The organism is Acinetobacter sp. A2, assembly GCF_048537555.1.
Taxonomy (GTDB): domain Bacteria; phylum Pseudomonadota; class Gammaproteobacteria; order Pseudomonadales; family Moraxellaceae; genus Acinetobacter.
Window position 1 is genome coordinate 984,887 of record NZ_CP183239.1, and the last position, 20,997, is coordinate 1,005,883.

At 37.2% G+C, this 20,997-nt stretch carries 16 protein-coding genes and 2 pseudogenes; 16 read left to right on the forward strand and 2 right to left on the reverse strand.

Annotation, left to right across the window (positions count from 1 at the left end; all coding sequences use genetic code 11):
* Positions 1-18: 18 nt before the first annotated feature.
* The 3 genes from ACNS8M_RS04615 to ACNS8M_RS04625 all read left to right on the forward strand — a co-directional run bounded on the left by ACNS8M_RS04615 (position 19) and on the right by ACNS8M_RS04625 (position 1,751).
* Positions 19-969 (forward strand): hypothetical protein, encoded by a 951-nt coding sequence (locus ACNS8M_RS04615; protein ID WP_144724581.1) that lies wholly within the window; start codon positions 19-21, stop codon positions 967-969.
* Positions 970-1,065: 96 nt separating this feature from the next.
* On the forward strand, positions 1,066-1,287 hold the full coding sequence (locus ACNS8M_RS04620) for a transcriptional regulator (RefSeq protein WP_144724582.1): 222 nt from the start codon (positions 1,066-1,068) through the stop codon (positions 1,285-1,287).
* Positions 1,284-1,751, forward strand: coding sequence for a Rha family transcriptional regulator (locus tag ACNS8M_RS04625; RefSeq protein ID WP_144724583.1), 468 nt, complete (start codon positions 1,284-1,286; stop codon positions 1,749-1,751). The genes ACNS8M_RS04620 and ACNS8M_RS04625 overlap by 4 nt, the downstream gene beginning before the upstream one ends.
* Positions 1,752-1,825: 74 nt before the next feature.
* Here ACNS8M_RS04625 and ACNS8M_RS04630 read toward each other — a convergent pair whose 3' ends face one another.
* Entirely contained in the window at positions 1,826-2,758 is a 933-nt protein-coding gene (locus ACNS8M_RS04630) for an IS5-like element IS17 family transposase (RefSeq protein ID WP_419225221.1), read from the reverse strand.
* Between the two features lie 41 nt (positions 2,759-2,799).
* Between ACNS8M_RS04630 and ACNS8M_RS04635 the strand changes: the two genes are divergently transcribed.
* From ACNS8M_RS04635 to ACNS8M_RS04680, 10 genes and pseudogenes are all read left to right on the forward strand, one after another.
* Positions 2,800-5,244 carry a DUF927 domain-containing protein gene (locus tag ACNS8M_RS04635; protein ID WP_419225222.1) on the forward strand — a complete coding sequence of 815 codons (2,445 nt, stop codon included), beginning with the start codon at positions 2,800-2,802 and terminating at the stop codon, positions 5,242-5,244.
* A gap of 272 nt (positions 5,245-5,516) precedes the next feature.
* Positions 5,517-6,089: a hypothetical protein gene (locus tag ACNS8M_RS04640; protein WP_086199858.1), complete on the forward strand. Its 573-nt coding sequence runs from the start codon at positions 5,517-5,519 to the stop codon at positions 6,087-6,089.
* An 816-nt stretch (positions 6,090-6,905) separates the two neighbouring features.
* Positions 6,906-8,474 (forward strand): type I restriction-modification system subunit M, encoded by a 1,569-nt coding sequence (locus tag ACNS8M_RS04645; protein WP_419225223.1) that lies wholly within the window; start codon positions 6,906-6,908, stop codon positions 8,472-8,474.
* A pseudogene (locus ACNS8M_RS04650) lies at positions 8,474-8,626 on the forward strand (restriction endonuclease subunit S); the annotation flags it as partial. The gene ACNS8M_RS04645 and the pseudogene ACNS8M_RS04650, both read left to right, overlap by 1 nt.
* Before the next feature lie 327 nt (positions 8,627-8,953).
* A pseudogene (locus ACNS8M_RS04655) lies at positions 8,954-9,703 on the forward strand (restriction endonuclease subunit S); the annotation flags it as partial.
* A 47-nt stretch (positions 9,704-9,750) separates the two neighbouring features.
* Complete coding sequence (locus tag ACNS8M_RS04660) at positions 9,751-10,599, forward strand: HNH endonuclease (RefSeq protein ID WP_419225224.1); 849 nt, start codon at positions 9,751-9,753, stop codon at positions 10,597-10,599.
* A gap of 17 nt (positions 10,600-10,616) precedes the next feature.
* Positions 10,617-11,528 carry a DUF5655 domain-containing protein gene (locus ACNS8M_RS04665; protein WP_419225225.1) on the forward strand — a complete coding sequence of 304 codons (912 nt, stop codon included), beginning with the start codon at positions 10,617-10,619 and terminating at the stop codon, positions 11,526-11,528.
* Positions 11,528-12,619: a PD-(D/E)XK nuclease family protein gene (locus ACNS8M_RS04670; protein WP_419225226.1), complete on the forward strand. Its 1,092-nt coding sequence runs from the start codon at positions 11,528-11,530 to the stop codon at positions 12,617-12,619. Before ACNS8M_RS04665 ends, ACNS8M_RS04670 begins: the two co-directional genes overlap by 1 nt.
* A 29-nt stretch (positions 12,620-12,648) precedes the next feature.
* Positions 12,649-13,287 carry a hypothetical protein gene (locus ACNS8M_RS04675; protein WP_419225227.1) on the forward strand — a complete coding sequence of 213 codons (639 nt, stop codon included), beginning with the start codon at positions 12,649-12,651 and terminating at the stop codon, positions 13,285-13,287.
* A 73-nt stretch (positions 13,288-13,360) separates the two neighbouring features.
* On the forward strand, positions 13,361-14,569 hold the full coding sequence (locus ACNS8M_RS04680; protein ID WP_419225228.1) for an IS256 family transposase: 1,209 nt from the start codon (positions 13,361-13,363) through the stop codon (positions 14,567-14,569).
* A gap of 148 nt (positions 14,570-14,717) precedes the next feature.
* Here the strand turns inward: ACNS8M_RS04680 and ACNS8M_RS04685 are convergent, their stop codons facing one another.
* Positions 14,718-15,254 (reverse strand): hypothetical protein, encoded by a 537-nt coding sequence (locus ACNS8M_RS04685; protein ID WP_153389357.1) that lies wholly within the window; start codon positions 15,252-15,254, stop codon positions 14,718-14,720.
* 125 nt (positions 15,255-15,379) lie between these two features.
* Between ACNS8M_RS04685 and ACNS8M_RS04690 the strand changes: the two genes are divergently transcribed.
* The 3 genes from ACNS8M_RS04690 (at position 15,380) to ACNS8M_RS04700 (ending at position 20,879) form a co-directional block, all read left to right on the forward strand.
* Positions 15,380-18,256 (forward strand): type I restriction endonuclease subunit R, encoded by a 2,877-nt coding sequence (locus ACNS8M_RS04690; protein ID WP_419225229.1) that lies wholly within the window; start codon positions 15,380-15,382, stop codon positions 18,254-18,256.
* A 13-nt stretch (positions 18,257-18,269) separates the two neighbouring features.
* Positions 18,270-19,433 (forward strand): hypothetical protein, encoded by a 1,164-nt coding sequence (locus tag ACNS8M_RS04695; RefSeq protein ID WP_419225230.1) that lies wholly within the window; start codon positions 18,270-18,272, stop codon positions 19,431-19,433.
* Between the two features lie 301 nt (positions 19,434-19,734).
* Positions 19,735-20,879 (forward strand): IS3 family transposase gene (locus ACNS8M_RS04700; RefSeq protein ID WP_323712719.1). Its coding sequence is split into 2 segments (ribosomal slippage): positions 19,735-19,999 and positions 19,999-20,879, totalling 1,146 coding nucleotides; the frame shifts between segments, so codons are not numbered across the junction.
* Positions 20,880-20,997 lie beyond the last annotated feature (118 nt).

Sequence of the window (20,997 nt, forward strand, 5' to 3'; positions counted from 1 at the left end):
GGTAAAATAAGGCTAAGAATGAATAGTATCAAACATCCTGCACCATTTTATAGTTTAAAAGACGCAGTTCAAGAATTGAATAAGACGTTAGACTTTGATTGTTACAACATTCAGAAATTGTTAAATATAGCCTTGGTATACGACTTAAAATTACATACATATTTTTTAGGAAATTTTGATGTATCAGTAGATATTGACTGTCCGATTGCCTTGCCTCAAGAGAGTGGTAAGTACCTTGAATTAATAAGAATAACAGAAGATATAATTCAGACGGAAATGATGTGGGGAACTTTGTTGGAAGTAGAATATTATTCACTTCATCAAATAGTCCTCTTTGGTAAAGCTAAGACCAACGATTTTGGTTTTTGTAATATAACGAATCTGCAAGCTGAAGCACAAAATATATCTAATTTTCTATCTTACACAACTCTGAAGCATAGATATTTAAAATATATAGAAGAAAAGGAAATAAATGAAATAAAAATATTGGCTATTTATCCGATGCTTAAATCAATCAGTGAAAAGGATTTTAGTAGACCTAAAAAGTATTATGAGTTTGAAAATGATGAAGGTAATTTTATATATCACCCTATAATCAGAAAAAAAGATCTTTGTATAACGTATAACCAGCTACTTAGATTATTAAATTCTGAATTACGTGTTCGTGATAGTCAGAGCATTCATCAAAAGGATTTAGAAGAAAAACATGATTTTTCTAAGCCAAAAGGGAAAAGTGCTGCAAAGGACTACGCACAAATATCAGCTAAAGCAATCGCATTGCATTTGTGGAAGAATGATAAAGAAGAACTAATTAAGACAGGAGAAATGTGTCAAATAGTTTGGAATACGCTATACGATTCAGAATATAGAGATGAGTTGCCTGATAAACCGGAGTCTATCAAAGGCTGGATTAAATCTATAGCTCCTACATATGCAAAGTTAGCAGGAAGAAAAAAGAATCTAGAGTAAGTGGGACTTTATCTATATTAAGTGTACTTGCTCAAATTTTAATAACCAAAAAAATCCCCCAAACTTGCCCATATCCTTTCATGTATGGGCTTTTTTATGACTATCAAACCAATCCGTATTCAATTTAAAACAACCTGTGAGTTGTTAGATATTAGCCGTGAAACCTTACGGCATATCATTCGTACAGATGCAAATTTTCCACGACCAATTAAGACTGGCGATTCGAAGCAATCGGCAGTTTTCATCGACTATGCTGAACTCATGCAGTGGCATGAAGCACAAAAAAAGAAATTATCGGAACAGGAGGTTTTAGGATGAAACCGACTATTTCTAGCCTCAAGTTTGCTCATGATTTTGGTATTCGCCACTTTGATGTATTAAAGAAAATTCGTTCCTTTAAATGTTCGGACGAATTTAACCAAAGAAATTTTTCGTTGGTTGAATACGTCGATCAAAAAGGCCAAAAACGACCAATGTATAAAATCACTCAACAGGGATTCACTTTTCTAATTTCACGTACGAGAGGACGTATTAATGACCAATATGTCGAAATGTATATTCGAGCATTTGAAGAAATGGCACAGCAAATTGCCCATGAAGAACAATCGCTCTATACACAATTAAATAAAGCTACATTGGAATATATGTTGGCAGATCAAGGGGCAAGTCATGCAGGGCGAAATCTGCAATTTTTAGGAAAAATAGCCAAGCCTTTACTACGGCAAAGAATATTGGACATTATGGAACAGCTTCAATTGAAGTTGCCATTTGATGATGAATAAGGGGGCGACATGACTGCAATTCGGCTTTGTTGCACAAAGATTTGAAATGCAAAGCGCCCCTAATTGAGCCAAATTTAAGGCGTAACTTGGGTAAGTGGTCGACCTAATTCCGTAAATCTGTTGAGGACTGCTACACGTGCATGAATTTCATTCACCTGACTAGGAAAGCTTCTTGCCATTAATTTATCGCCTAATAATTTGATGCAATGCATCTTGGTTTCCACCAAACTGCGGCGATGATAGCCTGACCATTTTTTCCATAATGTCCTGCCTAAACGTTTAACTGTTCGAAGTAATTCATTTCGCTCTAGCGAGCTACTCTTTGTATCTTTCCATGGTTTCGCATTTTTTCTAGGTGGAATCACCGCATGTGCTTGCCGATCTGCAATGACCTGACGGCATTGCTTGGTGTCATAAGCTCCATCGGTATAAACAGAGTCAATCTGCTCATCTTGTGGAATCTGATTAAGTAAATCACCAAGCACCTGTGAATTACTGACATTATTGGTTGTGAGCTGAATAGCGCGTATTTGTAGGGTTTTGGCATCTATACCAATATGTAGTTTACGCCATTGGCGACGATATTCAGCTCCATGTTTCTTGCGTTTCCATTCGCCCTCACCTAGAAACTTCATGCCTGTAGAGTCTACGAGTAGATGCAGCCCATCGCTACTTTTTTGGTAGCTGATTGCAATATCAATATGCTTTTGTCTTCTACAAAGCGTACTGTAATCTGGTGCGGTCCAATTTAATCCGCAAAGTTTAATCAGACTTTGCACAAAGCCAGTGACCAGACGTAAAGATAGACGGAATAAGGATTTAATCATTAAGCAGCATTGGATAGCTGCGTCGGAGTAGGTTTGATTTCGCCCTTGTTTGCCTTTTGATGGAGCATACCATTGCGTAGCAGGATCAAACCAAAGGGCAATATTTCCGCGACTTATGAGTGCTCGGTTATATGCGGGCCAATTGGTTGTGCGGTAGATTTTGTGTGTAGGCTTCTTCATTTGAAAATTATATCGCTGAAAAAGCCTTTACAGATAGGTTTGTGCAACAAAGCCCTGCAATTCAAGAAGCCCCGAGCTTAGAACAGCCTTTAGACATTCTAGCAAATTGCCGAAAACATAATCCACAAGATGACGCTTATTTGCGTCATCCTGTGATCAACCTTTTTGGCAGTCCTGAACAAAGCATTTATATAGATGAACTGACCGTTAATTTAAACGGTATTCAATATGAACAGCCTTTGATTTTACCTGTACATAATGCACAGCTTGAACTGGTGCAATGTGCCGTGTTACAGAACCAACAGCCTGTAAAAGTTATTCCTGATGGCATGGAAAAAGGATTCGCTTACTACGGCGAATTGCAAAAAGATCATCCTGTGATAATCACATACAGTTTGGAAGCATTTTTTAAAATCGCTCAAACGAGTTACGCCGTTGTATTGGTGATCTTACAAGACTTATGCAGACAGCCATTAAAAGAACTCAAGGCATTCGATTTTGAGCAGATTCAATCTGTGGTGAATCAATTATCCAAAGCTGGATATAAGCGCTTATATATGCCAGTCAGAGCCGAACATATACAGCTTGATTCATTTCAAAAGCTGGAACAACACACAGAACTTAGACTGCTCAATCAATTTCAGTTGATAGGTGAAAAAGAATATCTGACCGAACTATCACAGGATGACGATGCTTTGGAAATCGAAGCATTTTTACAGGATGCGATTGCATTGTTGCCTGAGCAATACACATTGCCGAAAGGACATATTGCCAAGCCAATGAAATGGGAGAAAGGATACTTTCATATCAAACAGGACGGCATATTTTTTGTGGATGAAGATAGTAAGGGAGATAGTCATACACGTTTTATCTGTAGTCCGATTTTGGTCAAAGCCAAAACGAGAGATAACGCCAGTAACAATTGGGGTGTGTTGCTCGAATGGCACGATGATAAACAGGTCAAACATACTCAAGCGGTGGCAATGGAGCTTTTCCAAACAGATGGCAAGGAACTTCGCACCACATTAGCCAATCAGGGCGTGAGAATTGCATCCGATCAACGAAGCAGAAACTTATTCCAGTGTTACTTGATGAATTATCCCATCGAGCAATATGCCTTATGTGTGGATCGTGTCGGTTGGCATGGTGATGTATTTGTATTGCCCCATCAACACTATGGGCAGATGAATGAACACATTGTTTATCAGTCGGTGACAGGCTTAGACAATCGCTATAAAAGTAAAGGCACATTGGAACAATGGCGAAGCCAAATAGCGCAATTGGTGGAGCAACACAGCTTTTTAGTCTTTGCCTTGTGTACAGCGTTTGCAGGGCAATTGCTTAGACCATTACAACAACAGGGATGTGGTTTTCATTTTAAAGGAGGCTCATCCAAAGGCAAAAGCACAGCTTTAAACCTTGCCTGTTCTGTATGGGGCAATCCTGAACAGTTTTATCGTACATGGAGAGCAACAGGCAATGCACTTGAGCATACAGCCTATATGCACAATGACGGTTTTTTAGTATTGGACGAAATCGGAGAAATTACCAATCCAAAAGAGCTTGGTAATATAGTCTACATGCTTGCCAATGGCATTGGTAAAGGTCGTATGACTAAGCAAATTACAGCCAAGCCCATGTACCAATGGAAAGTGATCTTTCTATCCAGTGGTGAAAAGAGCATGAAAGAAATCATGCTCGAGCAAGGTCAAAAGACCAAGCTAGGACAGGAAATCAGACTCGCCGATATTGATATAGATCAATCTCAATATGGTGTATTTGATTGCTTGGATTTTGCAGAGGATGGTGCAAAGCAAGCGATTGAACTTAGCCAGCGAATGAATGACTGCTACGGCGTGGCAAGTGAAGCATGGTTGGATTATCTTAGCAATAATAAACCTGAGCGTATGGAGCAAGCCAAACAGCTTTTAAACCAATATCGTGAGAGTCTAATCGGTGAACATACTCAAGGGCATATCAGTCGAGTTGCAAACTACTTTGCAGTGGTGGCAGTGGCTGGAGAAATGGCAACACAAGCCAAGATTACAGGATGGCAAACAGGCACAGCATTGAACGCCGTTGCTAAAGTATTTCAGCATTGGTTAAGTGGTTTTGAGCATGTCGGAGATTATGAGAATCGAGAAATCATTGCTCATGTGAAAGCATTTTTCGAGGCGAATGAATCCAGTCGTTTTGAAGCCATTACACCTGATGCAGACAATATCGAACGTGTTGTGAATCGTGTCGGCTATTGGAAGATCGAAAAGAATGAAAAGATTTTCTATGTATTGCCTGAGCAATTCAAAAATGAAGTTTGCAAAGGATATGACAGTCGCAAGGTGGCAAAGGTACTGATGGAGCATGATGTACTCGAGCATGACACCGATAAGAAAACCAAAACTGTCCGATTGCCGAATAGAAGTCAGTCCATCCGTGTGTACGCCATTAAAGATTTAATCTTTAGTTGCAATATAGATAACTCATAAGGCAACATAGGCAACGAGGGCAATAGGCTTATGAATAAAGGCTTTTGATGTGTTGCCTGATAAATAATACAGATGCAACAAGGGCAACATTGAATGGATTGTTGCCTTTGTTTCCTGAGTTAATTTTACATAGGCAGCGGTGCAAAGGTTTGTGTGGCGGGTGTGTTGCCTTTGTTGCCGATGTTGCATATAAAATCTATCAATATTTTTCTTATTTATTGAAAATTAAACTAATATGAGAGGCAATAATTTATATTCTAGAGGGGAAATTAATGCTGAAAAAAACGATTGTTGCTGCTTTAACTTTAGGGATTTTTTCTAATGCTGCTTTCGCAACTGAATTTCAAGATAAACAAGCAATTATGAAAATGATGAATCAGTATATTAATGCTGTAGCTTGTGCAACAAGTAAGGTTGAACTGAAGGACATTGTAAATATTCATCCTCCTAAAGAAGATTATACAGGTTCAACCTATTATGTTCTTTGGAGCGGTGATAAAGGATGTGAAGGTGGTTCAGGTACAATGTCAGCATATATTTCTGAGGTATCAAGATACTCAACAAGCCGTCCATTTTTAGTAAATACTGATGATGCTTTAGGTGATAATAACGAGAAGGCATGGGCGACTAGATCATCTTTTACTAATTACCGTTTTATAAACTCTATGAAGAAGACACAAGACGGTTTGTTGGAGATCGTTAGTTGGAACTATGCAGATGATATTTATGGCGGTAAAGACGGGGGGAATAATTTTCCTGCCAATAAATTTAAATACACTTTAGCCTTAGATGAAGAATCAGGTTGGAAAGTTATTAAGCAAGTTTTGTTAGAGCAAAATAAATAAGTCAAAAAGCCCTGTGAAAAGGGCTTTTTTATTCCCGGATTTCAATGAAATCAAACATTAATCAATAGTTAAAAAACATACTGTTTTAGTGCGAAAAATGATTAGTGAATTGATATATAGGGTAAAGATACTTCATAAAGAACATTGAACTAGTTGTCTAACCGGTCTTGATTTAACGTGCGCAAAATAAAAAAATAGCCATTTGGGTGCGTACAGTCGTGCGCACGGTGTATTTTACAAAAAGATGATGAGCTTTTATGAGATGTACAATGATTTCTTAAAGTATTCTTATTTTAATAAGATATTGATTTTTATTATTAATTTTTAATTATTTTAGGTGTTGAAAATATGAACGAATGAAAACGAGTGATTTGTAAGTGTGCGTAAGCATCTAAAAATATTGGAGTGCGTACCATTTTGCGCACAGTTTTGCGCACGATATATCTTCGTAAAGCCTGTAGGAATTTAACGGATATAGTCGTTTTTCAAAAGGTTGTATTTTATTAAACATTTGATTTTTAATAATAAATATTATTTTTATTTTAATGATAATCTTGTTGAAAATATGATAATCAGTGTGCGCACTTGTACCTAAAAATGTCTAGCTGCGTACGGTCTGCGCACGCTTCATTCTATGAATGAACTTGGCGCAAAACGTCTTGTTTTTATAAAAGGTTTGTACTCTTGAATCAAGATATTTAGGGGCGAACCAATGTGAACTTTGAATCAATTTATAGGTAATATGACTTAAAAAAAAGGAACAAATATGGCAAAGTAGCGTCATCTTAAAATAATGATTTTTGGTTGATTTTTAATATGACCCACGTACAACTGCAACAGCTACAAAAACAACTCTGGAATATTGCCAATACGTTACGTGGCACGATGGGTGCAGATGAATTCCGTGATTACATCCTCGGCTTTATTTTCTTTAAATATTTATCGGAAAAGTCGGTGAACTTTGCCAATGAATTGCTAGATGGCGAAGACCTCAGCTTTTTAGAATTAGATGAAAATAATGCTGAGCATGTGCCCTACATCGAAGAAATTAAAAAGAATGCCATTGCCGAAGTCGGTTATGCGCTTACACCCAAACAGCTATTCCATACCTTAGCCGAGCGTGGTCGTCAGGGCGAATTCATTCTAGATGATTTAACTGCGACCTTAAAATCGATTGAACAAAGCACTTTAGGCACCGACTCTGCCGATGACTTTGCCAACCTGTTTGAAGATCTGGATCTGAACTCGACCAAGCTCGGCAATAATGCCAGCGACCGTAATGCACTGGTGGCGAAAGTCCTGAGTCATTTAGATGACATTGATTTTGATATTAGTAATACCGAAGCCGATGTACTAGGTGATGCCTACGAGTACCTGATTGGCGAATTTGCCTCAGGCGCGGGCAAGAAAGCTGGTGAATTCTATACGCCACAAACGGTATCGACCTTACTGGCGAAGATTGTCACCCAAGGCAAGGATCGTTTACGTTCAGTCTATGATCCGACTTGTGGTTCAGGTTCGTTGTTGCTACGGGTAAAACGTGAAGTGAAAGATGTCGATATGATTTACGGTCAGGAGATGAACCGTACCACTTACAACTTGGCACGTATGAACATGATTCTGCATGATGTGCATTTTGCCAAGTTCGACATTAAGCAGGAAAATACTTTAACCCGTCCGCAGCATTTAGATAAAAAGTTTGATGCGGTGGTGGCGAATCCGCCATTCTCTGCAAAATGGTCTGCCGATCCGTTATTTTTACAAGATGAACGCTTTGCTGCGTATGGCAAACTGGCGCCAAGTTCTAAAGCCGATATGGCGTTTGTACAGCACATGCTGTATCAACTGGATGACAACGGCACCATGGCGGTGGTCTTGCCCCATGGTGTTTTGTTCCGTGGTTCAAGTGAGGGCGTGATTCGTCAGTACTTGATTGAGCAGATGAATGTGATTGATACCATCATTGGTTTACCTGCCAATATTTTCTATGGCACAAGTATTCCGACCTGTATTTTGGTGCTGAAAAAAGACCGTGAGCATAAAGACAATATTTTGTTTATTGATGCCAGCAATGAGTTTGAAAAGCAAAAGACTCAGAACAAATTATTGCCTGAGCATTTAGACAATATTATTGCTGCTTTTGAAAACCGTCAGAATATTGAGAAATACGCCAAAGTTGCCACTTTGCAGGAAGTGAAAGACAACGACTTTAACTTAAACATTCCTCGTTATGTGGATACCTTTGAAGCCGAAGCTGAGATTGATTTAGATTTAATTGCTAAACAGCTTCAAGCTTTAGAAGTAGAAAGTCAAAAAACCGATGCTGTGATTGCAGATTTCTGTAAAGAGCTAGGCATTGATTCTCCATTCGCGGAGGTGAAGTAATGGCAACGCCTAAGTTACGGTTTAAAGAGTTTGATGGTGATTGGAATACATCAAAAATAGATGAAATTGCATCAGTGACTTCAGGTGGGACACCAAGTAGAGCCAATCCTGAATACTGGAATGGTGATATTCCTTGGGTAACAACCAGTTTAGTTGATTTTAATGTGATTCATTCAGCAGAAGAATTTATTACTAAAGAAGGTGTAAATAATTCATCAGCTAAATTGTTTCCTAAAGATACTATTTTGATGGCTATGTACGGACAGGGAATTACTCGTGGAAAGGTTGCTATTTTAGGTATTGAGGCAACTACAAACCAAGCTTGCTGTGCGATTAAATTAAAAGATGGTTTTGATACGCAATTTATTTTTCAGAACTTAATGAATCGTTATGATGAAATACGTGATTTGAGTAATGATGGTGGTCAAAAAAATCTAAGTGCTGGAATTATTAAAGATCTTTCAATCAATATTCCATCCAAAGAAGAACAAACCAAAATCGCTTCTTTTCTTTCCGCTGTGGATGAAAAGATTAGCCAATTGACACAAAAACATGAACTGCTCAGCCAATACAAACAGGGCATGATGCAAAAGCTATTTAGTCAGCAGATTCGTTTTAAAGTGGATGATGGTAGTGAATTTGGGGAGTGGCAGAAAGCGAAAATAGGTGCTATTACAGAAACAATTTTTGGCTATCCTTTTGATAGTAAAGAAATGGTTGAGGATAGTAGCGGTATTCCTCTAATGCGAGGGATTAATATTGGGGAGCACCATATTAGACACTCATTCGAGCTTGATCGTTTCTTTCTCAGAGACATTTCTAAATTAGAAAAATATTTTGTCAAAGTTAACGATATTGTTTTGAGTATGGATGGTTCCAAAGTAGGACGTAATTCTGCTTTTGTCACAGAAAAAGATGCTGGTTCTTTGCTTGTTCAGCGTGTTTGTATTTTACGTGAAAAAGAGAAAACAAACATTCAATACGTTTATCAATGGATCATATCAAAAGAATTTTATAGATATGTGGATCAAGTTAAAACTAGCTCGGGTATTCCTCATATAAGTGGGAAGCAAATTCAGGATTATGAAATTGGTTATCCCTGCCTAGAAGAACAAACGAAAATCGCTAATTTTCTATCTGCCATTGACCAAAAAATTGAAGTGGTGGCACAGCAAATTAAACAAGCGAAACAGTGGAAAAAAGGCTTGTTACAGCAGATGTTTGTTTAAAAGATTTTCCCTCTCCATTTAACGAGGGGGAAGCAAGAGGTTGTAAAATGGCGAATTGGTTAATGTCTGTAGATGAAGGGGTCTATAAAATTCATCAAGCCTATGAAGATCTTTTAGATATTTATTGGGTAAAGCGTAGCTTTAAACACGAGATTGGAGACTTACTATATATATATGTGACAAAACCTAAAGCTAAGATTATGTATCTATATCAAGTGGCAGGTTTTGCATCGAAAGTAGAAGTACCTCCTGAGCAAATTAAATATTGGGTCAACGTAAGCGACTTTCATGATTACTCTGGTGAATTTATAGTTCTTAGTAAACTAAATAAAGTTGATCGATATGAGCTTTCTAGAGACTATCTTATTAAAAAAGGATTCATTGAAAAAAAAGATAGATTTCAAGGTAGAGTTTCTGACAGCTCAAAAGACATTCGTGTGATCGAGAAGTATAAAAAAATCTTCAATCATGCAAATAGTTTTTTTGCAATTAGCGATGATCTAAATACTTATCCTGATGAAGTTAATGTGAGTGATTCAATATTTCCAGAAGGTGCAAAAAAAACCGTTGTAGTTAATAAATATGAGCGTAATCCTGAAGCAAGAGCAAAGTGCCTACAAATATATGGATCACGTTGTTACGTCTGTACCATGAGTTTTGAGCATGTTTACGGCGAATTTGCTAAAGATTTTATTCATGTTCATCATGTAAAAGCTTTACATGAAATTGGTGAAGAATATGAAGTCGATCCTAAAGAGGATCTACGACCTGTATGCCCAAATTGTCATGCCATGTTGCACAAGACTAAAGATGGTGAATCGATCAGTATTGACGATTTAAAGCGTTACTTTAAAGAGCATTTGAAGAATCCGCTTAGACAAACTTTTGAAGAATAAAAAACTCGAGATTTTTAATGCAACTTTATCAAAGCCAAACAAATAACTTAGTTGAACTGGTGGAACAACCTTTTCGCTTAGAACGAGAGATTCAGACCTTATTTGAGCAGAATTTAACTGAATTTACGGGGCTTATATTCGTTAAGTCAGAATTTACGATTAAGAGTAATCGGATAGATACGCTGGCATTTGATCCTGAAAGTCAGGCATTTGTGATTATTGAATACAAGCGTGAACGCAATTACAGCGTGATTGATCAAGGTGTTTCATATCTGAACCTAATGCTTGAGTACAAGGCAGACTTCATTGTTGAATACAATGAAACTCAAGATAAGCCTTTGAAACGCCAAGATGTGGATTGGTCACAAAGCCGTATTATGTTTGTTTCTCCAAGCTTTACAGACTTCCAAAAGCAATCTACAAACTTTAAAGACTTAGGTATTGAACTTTGGGAAATTAAACGTTATCAGGATGGTATTATTTCAGTAAATCCTTTGCAAAAAGCGAAGTCAGCTCCGTCGATTAAACAAGTGCAAAAAATTGAGTCAGAGCAAATTCAAAAAATTGCCAAAGAAATCCAACAATATGATGAAGAGCATCATTTAAGTGATAAGTCTGATGATATTAGAGAGTTATATGAAAAGTTCAGAGATTCTGTTTTGAATCTCTCTTCAAACTTTGAACTGAATGTTAAAAAAGTCTATATCGCCTTTCAAGTCAATAATAAAAATTTAGTGTATTTCTCAATCAGGAAGAATCAAATCAAGATGTATTTGAATAGAAAGTACAATGAAATAGATGATCCTAAAGGATTAGTCAAAGATATGACAGGAGTAGATCATCATGGAAGTGGTGACTGTGAAATTGTCGTTACAAATACAGAAAACTTAGAATATATCCTTAGCTTAGTTAAACAAGTATTGAAGTAATGAATATAAGAATTGAGCACTTTAAAGATTTACTTGAGTCTGCTAAGAAATTTAAAAAACAGCCTCGAGAAAAGACTTTCTTTGATACGGCGATCCGTAATCATTATGAAAATCCAACGACTGAGCTATTAGAGTTCTTCTTAAATCCGCAAGAATCTCACGAGTTGGGAGATGTCTTTTGGAAAGGCTTTGCCGATGTCGTTCAGGCGGAGCTAAAGAAGGATACAGACGTTTCAATGGGTCAAATTGAACGTTTAGAACGTGAATGTGTAACGCATAGCGGTAATCGTATTGACCTGATATTGGAAACTGACTCACATCTATTGCTCGTTGAAGCGAAGATCTATCATCACCAAAATAACCCATTCCATGACTATGAGAAATATGCGGATAGTCGTGCAAGAGGGAAAAAGATTTTAGGGCTTATTCTGAGCATTTCAGGGAAAAGCGAAGCTACAAATTGGTATGGTATTTCTTATCAACAATTGGTAAATGCGGTACGTCCATATTTGGCGGAGCAGATGCTCAGTCATCCCATGAATAAATGGAACCTATTTGCTCGTGAATTCTTACTTCATTTTGAAAGCTATTACAAAATACAGAACTTAGATATGAACCGTGTCCAATTTATTTTTGATCATTACCAAGAGATTCAAGAATTACAGAAGCTCAAGACCAATACGATTAAAGAAGTTGTTGAAAAAATTAGCCAGCAATTGAATCTAATGATCGACAATTATGCCTCTTTTACCAAATATGAGTCATGGGGTGGCATCCGTTTTTATAATCATGCATGGGGCAATTTAACAAATACAACTTTGCATATTCGCGAACATAAAGGTGAAACAATTTTTGGGGTAACAACCTATATTTTAAATTTATCTGAAGAGTTACAAGAAGAGGCGTTTCAAATCTTAAACTGTCATGAAGATTCACGTTTAAGAAATTGGAAAATAGAAAAATATAAGGGTGGAGCTGAACGTTGGTTATGTATTTATTGGGATTCACCTGAACCAACTTTTGAAGCAATTGAAAAGTTAATACTTGAAAAAGCAAGGTTACTAGATCAGATAGAAAAGACTTTACGATAAATTAAATAGATAAATATTGAGGGGAAGATATGGCACGGCGTAAAAAGAATGATCAATCTGGTGGTGCAGCAATTTTATATTTTGGTTTTATCCTTGTGCTATTTGTTGTTTCCGTTTCACCAATATTTATACTGTTATATGGATTGTTCTTCATTTTGAAGTTCTATTTCAAATATCAAAAAATAAATAAAAACTATTCAGACTTCTGGCTTGATGAAGAAGAGAAACAACAGTTCTTGAGAAGCTATGAAAGCTGGATTGTTTATGATGACGAAATTGAAGAATTGCACAGCCTAGCAAGACGAAATAGAGTTTCAATTAATGCAAATGGTAACTTCAGTCGTAAAAGTAAAGTGGGTAAGCAGGTACAGGATCGTTTAGATGATATTGTTCCTGAATGGCAAAGCCTGAAAGAGACTAAAGAATATTTAGAGTATTTACCACAAAGTAGATGGAAAGAGTTTCATGGATGGGCAGCAAAAGGCTTAGGAGGGATTCTAGGCTTTGTTGCTTGGGCTTTAGTATTTGAATTTTTATGTAATGACTATAAAGTCGGAGCAGCTCAATTGTTTAAAGACTACAGTAACTTTGTGTTCTATGAAGCAGGTAACTATATATTTGGTTTGTCAGGGCTTGCAGCAATTATTATCTTCTTTATCACTAAATGAGACTGTAAATAAAACTGTGTAAACGCTTAAACTACCCCCCAACGTTGTTGGGGTCAAACAAAAGGTGTTTACCATGAAAGATGAAGCAATGTTGGCACTCGCTAAAGAGTTAGCCAAGAACCTAAAAACCGAAGCCGATCTCAATAATTTTAGTCGGGCTTTAAAGAAATTGACTGTTGAAACTGCCCTTAATGCGGAACTCACCGACCATTTAGGTTACGAAAAGAATAGCCCACGAACAGGCAAAAATGCTCGCAATGGTTACACAACGAAGCGTCTACTGACTGATGATGGTGAGTTTGAACTAGATACCCCTAGAGATCGTGAGGGTACATTTGAGCCACAGCTTATCAAGAAAAATCAGACCCGTATCACGCAAATGGATAGCCAGATTTTATCCCTCTATGCCAAAGGTATGACGACTCGGGACATTGTTGCTACATTCAAGGAAATGTATGATGCAGATGTGTCACCCACCCTGATTTCCAAGGTGACAGATGCAGTTATAGAACAAGTCAAAGAATGGCAAAGTCGCCCTTTGGATGCCTTGTATCCTATCGTGTATTTAGACTGCATCGTGGTCAAGGTACGTCAGGATAATACTATCATCAATAAGGCTGTATTTCTTGCATTGGGTGTCAATACAGAGGGGCATAAAGAACTATTGGGGTTATGGATAGCAGAAAACGAGGGGGCTAAATTCTGGTTATCGGTTTTAACCGAACTCAAGAATCGAGGTGTGAAAGACATTCTAATTGCGTGTGTAGATGGCTTAAAAGGCTTCCCTGATGCAATCAATACAGTTTACCCTGACACTCATATCCAGTTGTGTATTATCCACATGGTACGCAATAGCTTGAAATATGTGAGCTGGAAAGACTACAAAGCTGTTACTGCCGATTTAAAGAAAGTTTATCAATCTGTTACCGAAGATGCAGCCCTGCAAGCCCTGGATGAATTTGGTCAAAAGTGGGACGATAAATATCCTCAAATCAGTAAATCATGGCTTGCCAACTGGTCGAATCTCAACACGTTCTTTGCCTATCCAATGGACATTCGCAAGGCGATTTATACCACCAATGCAATTGAATCCTTGAACAGTGTCATTCGCCATGCCACCAAGAAAAGAAAAATCTTCCCAACCGATGATTCTGTGAAAAAAGTGGTATATTTAGCGATTATGGCAGCAAGCAAAAAATGGACGATGCCCATTCAGAATTGGAAAGCTGCCATGAATCGTTTTAGTATCATGTTTGAAGAACGTGTAACCAAGTATTTTTAAAACCACATTTACACAGAATTATTTACACCCTCCACTAAATGGATTCTCGGATTATTTGCGAATGGAATGTATTCACCCGAGCCACCATTGGTTGATATCAGTAACTTAAACGATTACTAAAAAAATCCCTGCTTAAGCAGGGATTTTTTTACATATGGTTTCGAATATTTCCAACACGCTTGCCTTTAATCCATTGTTTTGGATTAAATAATTCACCAGATTTATCCGCAACTAGAAGCCCAATAATGGGCGTGATAATAGCTAAAATAAGAAGTGCGTTTGCACGACTTTCACGTCGTTGTTTTGCAGTTTGACCACTTGGCTTGATAAGTGAGATAAGGTTAATTACCCATAAAAAGGCTAATGGTAATTTGGTTACTAATGCCATGAGTAATTTCCAAATGACACGATCATTATCGATATAACTATTTCTAACCATGATGCAGAACAGAATAAAAGATACAATGGAAGCAAGTGGTAGGCTGAACTTAGGGCTTCCGCCAAACATGTGGAAAATAAAAATAATACCGAAAAAAGAAGTAGGAATAAGAAAAGTGAGTCCCAGATCATCATAATCTTTGAATACAATGATAGTACGGTTTTTGCCTGCTCCCAAAAAAATACCAATGATGATAATGCTAAAGCCTATGAATAGACCTATATTATAGATGTTGTATCCATCCATGAGATTCCCCTAAAAATACTTTTATACTTAAGTGTTATTCAACTTTTATACAAAAAAAATTAAAGATATAATCTTTTCATAAATTATTAATTATACAAGTATTTTATATAAGATTTGAGGGTTAAATGACAGCACAAAGTGAACAACAACTTGAAAATGAACTCATAGCACAACTAGAAAGCTTAGGGTTTAGCAGAGTCATTATTAAGGATGAAGTTCAGCTATTGGCTAATCTCAAATCCCAACTTGAAAAAGCAAACGGACTATCACCACTGTCTGAAGCAGAGTGGAAGCAAGTCATTAGCTTTTTAAATAATGGCACAGTATTTGAACGTGCCAAGAAGCTCCGTGATCAGTTCCCTATCAAATTTGATGATGGTACAAGTAAGCATATTTATTTCTTATCGGATGATCCAAATAAGAACAGCTATCAGGTCACTAATCAAATTACAGTAGATCACCGTGACCATAATGGGCGTACTAGCCGTTTTGATGTCACGCTCTTAGTAAATGGTCTACCTATCGTACAAATTGAGCTAAAAAAGCGAGGCATGGAGATTGCCGAAGCATTTAATCAAACTCAAAGATATACCAGAGAAGCTTATTGGGCAGGACAGGGACTATTCCGCTTTATTCAGCTTTTTATTATCAGCAACGGCGCAAATACTCGTTACTACTCCAATGGCACAAAACATATTGATTTCACCTTCCCATGGGCAGATATCAATAATCAACATATCAATGAAGTGGTCGACTTTGCTGAGGTGTTTTTAAATAAACAGCATCTCACCAAAATGCTGACACAGTTTATGGTGATCCATGAGACGTCTAAAGAACTCATGGTCTTACGCCCGTATCAAATTTACGCCGTAGAGAAGATTGTAGAGCAGGTTAGAAATACCAAGCAGAATGGCTATATTTGGCACACGACAGGTTCAGGTAAAACGCTGACCTCATTTAAAGCCAGTCAAATCATTATGCAGATGCCTGATGTCGAGAAAGTTCTATTTGTTGTAGACCGTAATGATTTAGATACGCAAACCGCAAGGGAATTTAATGCTTTTAAAGCTGAAAGTGTGGATAGTACGGATAATACCTCGACCTTGGTGAATCAACTCGATCAACGTCACGATAAGCTCATTGTCACCACAATCCAAAAGCTCAATAAGGCAATCAGTACAGACCGCTACTTAGAATATATTGATTACCTCAAAGAGAAAAAAGTCGTTTTTATCTTTGATGAGTGTCATCGAAGCCAATTTGGTGAAACCCATCAGAACATTAAAAAATTCTTTAAAAATGCTCAGATGTTTGGCTTCACAGGAACACCAATCTTTGAAGAAAATAGCTTATCGAAAGCAGGCTTAAAACTCACAACAGACTACTTGTTTAATGAGTGCCTACATAAGTATGTGATTGTTGATGCGATTCGTGACCGTAACGTGTTGCAGTTCCAGATTGATTATCGTGGCAAGTACACGGCGAAAGGTATGCAGACCAATGATCAATACGATGAAGATGTAGAAGGTATTGATACCAAAGAGCTGTATGACAATCCTCAACGCTTGGAAATGATTGCTCGTTATATCGTGAATACACACGACAAGAAAACCAAAGATCGTGAATTTACGGCAATGTTCTGTGTCAGCTCCGTAGATACTTTGACTCAATACTATGAGTTATTTGAAAAAGTCCAAGCTGAAAAGAAAATTGAGGATGAAGAGCAAGGTCGATTATTTAAGCCTTTAACCATTGCAACGATCTTTTCATATTCAGCCAATGAAGCTGTACCTGTAGAGGGGCAGAATGGGCTGATTGATGAAGAGAGTGCTGATATCCCATCACAGGTGAATCAATCGAGCAGAGATAAGCTAGATCGCTATATCAGTCAGTACAATGAGCATTTTGGCACAAACTTTAACTCTGGTGATCGTTTCTATGCGTATTACCGTGATATTGCTGACCGAGTGAAGAAAAAGCAGATTGATATTTTGCTTGTAGTTAATATGTTCTTAACAGGCTTTGACTCAAAACCGTTGAATACGCTGTATGTAGACAAGAACCTTAAATACCATGGGCTGATTCAGGCTTTTTCACGTACCAATCGAGTATTCAATGATAAGAAACCTTTTGGCAATATCGTGTGTTTCCGTAATCTAAAACGAGCAACGGATGAAGCATTGGCACTTTTTTCAAATAAAGATGCCAAGAAAATTGTCCTTGTGCCGAGCTTTGATGAAATCAAAAATGATTATGAGAATGCTGTCGCTAAGCTATTGGCTTTGACACCAGACTATAAGTCGGTTGATACGCTGATCACAGAAGAAGCTCAATTAGAGTTTATTAAGGCATTCCGTGAGGTAATGCGTTACAACGCTCAGCTACAGACTTTTGTGGATTATGACCAAGATGTTACGGCGTTAGATAAACAGCATTTTGCAAATTTTGCATCCAAGTATAGTGATCTATGCCGTGAGGTGAGAAAGACCACCAAAAAAGAAAAAGTCTCTGTATTAGATGATGTCGATTTCCAACTTGATTTATTGCACAGTGATCGTATCAATGTGGGCTATATCCTGAATCTGCTCCAGATGATGGTCAATGCTGATACGGATGAAAAACGTCAGAAGTATAAAGCTCAAATCCATGATCTTATTGGTGGGGACGTAACTCTACATGACAAGCAAGAACTGATTAATAAGTTCATCGAGGAAAACATGCCAAAAATGCTCAATGGGCAAAGTGTCAAAGATGCCTTTGCAGAGTATTGGGATGTGCAGAAGGAACAGGCATACCAGCATTTGTGTGAACAAGAAAATCTAAAGCCTGAAGTAATGAAAACAGTTTTGGATAATTATGAGTTCACTAAGCGTTTACCGAGAAAAGAAGAACTTAAAGACTTGCCAAACTTTAAAGTGAAGCTGTTTGAACGTGAAAATGTCTTTAACCAACTATGGGATAAGACAAGAAAGTTTATTCAGACTTTTTATACGGGGCTTTGAGTAGGTAATGGCTATGAAGAATATTGATGCTCAAGTAGATGCTTTACTTACTGATCCAATAACAGCGAGTAAATATCTTTCTTATTTTGATAAAGAAATTAAAAAACGATGTATTTCAAAAAGTGAAATCTTTGCACAGATACTGATTAATGATGAAGATGCAGAAATTAGACAATTATGTGCCATTCATTATGAGTTTTTAGCTTTAAAGCTTATTTCAGATGAAGATGCGATGGTTCGTTCTGTATGTGCAGAGAAATGGGAGTCCTGTGCTCGTTATCTATATCGAGATGAAGATGTGGATGTTCGATGGGCATGTTTGAATTGGAAGTACTGTTACCCTTTAATTCTTAAAGCGGATGAAGAGGATACAGATATTCTAAGAACAGTTGCGTCAGAGTTAATTAGCTCTGAGGATATTGGATTACAGGCTATCGCTTCTGAAATTTTGCGAAATGAAATTGATGAGGATGAACAATTTGCTGAAGAGTGTTTGGAGTCAGAAATAAAACAACTTCGACTCTTATGTGCTCAAAGTTCACGAGATTTTGCTTTAGCTCTAATTGATGATGAAGACACAGAAATCCAAAGTACATGTATTGAAACACTACTTGAAGAAAATGATTGGTATTGTTTAGATGCAGAAGAGTTAGTTAGGCTATGTCGTATAGATGAAGACTTGGCACTTCAGATACTAGATGATCATTTAGATGATTGGGATGTAAGGTCAGCATGTGTTCAGCTTTATGAAAGCTGTGCAATTCGATTAATAGATGATGAAGATGATGCTATAGCAGAGCATGCTCGATCCATGATTCTAGAAAGTCAGAATACAAAGCTAAAATTAGAAGCCTTGAAAGAATTTAATAACTACCATATTGCAACTATCTTGATTAATGATTGTGATTCGGAAGTTAGAAAGGCATGTGTTGCAGTAGATGAAGATTTTGCAAAAATGCTAGTCACAGATGATGATATAGAAATTCGTAAAGCTTGTGCTCAATATTATTCTGGTGCTATTCAACTAATGAAAGATGAAGAACCTGAAGTTAGAAAGGTTTGTGCTGAACACTACCAATGCGCTTTAGGGTTGATAAATGATACGAATACTGAAGTAAAATATGTTGCTAGATTGACGATTGACAGCAATAGAAACCTTGAATTACTGTTTGATTAAAATATAAGCAATTAAAGGTGTGTTTGATAATAAGGATATAAATAAGGATACATTTAAATTTATTTTCAAAGTTATTCAGTATAAACAATATCTTATATTGTAGACTCCATCCCCGCTGAGCGCACCATTTCACTGTTTTACCTCATCCGAAGAAATACGAAAATCATTAAAAATAAATAGCTTACGTACTTCTATTGTCCGATAATGTCCGAAGGCGTTTTAGGAAGAGATGGATCCGGAAATTTGAACAACTCCTATAAGTGATATTCTGCTCCTCAAATGATGTTATAAACATCAATATATGGAGTATTTTATGGCACGTAGACCAAGAAGAAATCATTCAAACGACTTTAAAGCTAAGGTAGCACTTGCTGCGATCAAAGCAGAAAAAACACTTGCTGAATTGAGTTCTGAGTTTGATGTTCATCAAAACCAAATTATTGACTGGAAAAATCAATTGATCTCAGCTTCCTCGCAAGCTTTCGATCAATCAAAAGCTCCATCAGAACCCCCCATTGATCTTAAAAAGTTACATGCAAAAATCGGTGAGCAGGCATTAGAAATTGATTTTTTAGAAGGTGTGTTGAAGAAACTGGGCCGCTTCAACCACAAAAGTTAATCGATCACTCACTTCAGATTTCAGTATCTAAACAGGCTAAGTTACTGAAAGTCTCTCGTGGTTGTTATTATTATCGCCCAAAACCTGTTAGCTCATCAGATCTGAAACTGATGCGATGTATTGATGAATTACATATGCAATATCCTTTTGCAGGCAGTCGTATGATGCGTGATTTGTTGAATCGTCAAGGGCATCATATAGGACGACGTCATACACGTACTTTAATGAAGAAAATGGGTATTCAGGCGTTATATTGCAAACCAAATTTAAGCCAGGCTAATCAAGCTCACCGTAAATATCCATATCTGCTCAAAGGATTGGCTATTCAGCGCAGTAATCAAGTGTGGTCTACGGATATAACGTATATCCCTATGGCAAAAGGCTTTGTTTATTTATGTGCTGTGATTGATTGGCATAGCCGCAAGGTACTTGCACATAGGGTATCGATTAGTATGGAGGTGGATTTTTGTATTTCGGCTTTAAATGAAGCGATTGAAAAATATGGATCACCTGAAATATTGAATACAGACCAAGGCAGTCAGTTCACCAGTGATGGATTTATTGATGTATTGAAATCAAATGGCATTCAAATCAGTATGGATGGTAAAGGTCGATGGGTAGATAATGTGATGGTTGAACGATTATGGCGGAGCGTTAAATATGAAGAGGTGTATCTCAAAGCTTATAGCAGTGTCACAGATGCGAAAAAGCAATTGAGTGCATATTTTGAGTTTTATAATTTGAAACGACCTCATTCGAGTCTAGACAAATTGACACCAAATGAGTTTTACTATGATCAGCTACCCCAACAAAACAAGGTGGCTTAACTAGAGCGGAATATCACTTATAAATACGCTTTTAGTTGTTCAAACAAGTGGGACCACCTCTGGATACCGTAAAGTTTTACGGTATTTTTTACGGTATATCCCGTTTCTTGCAAAAATA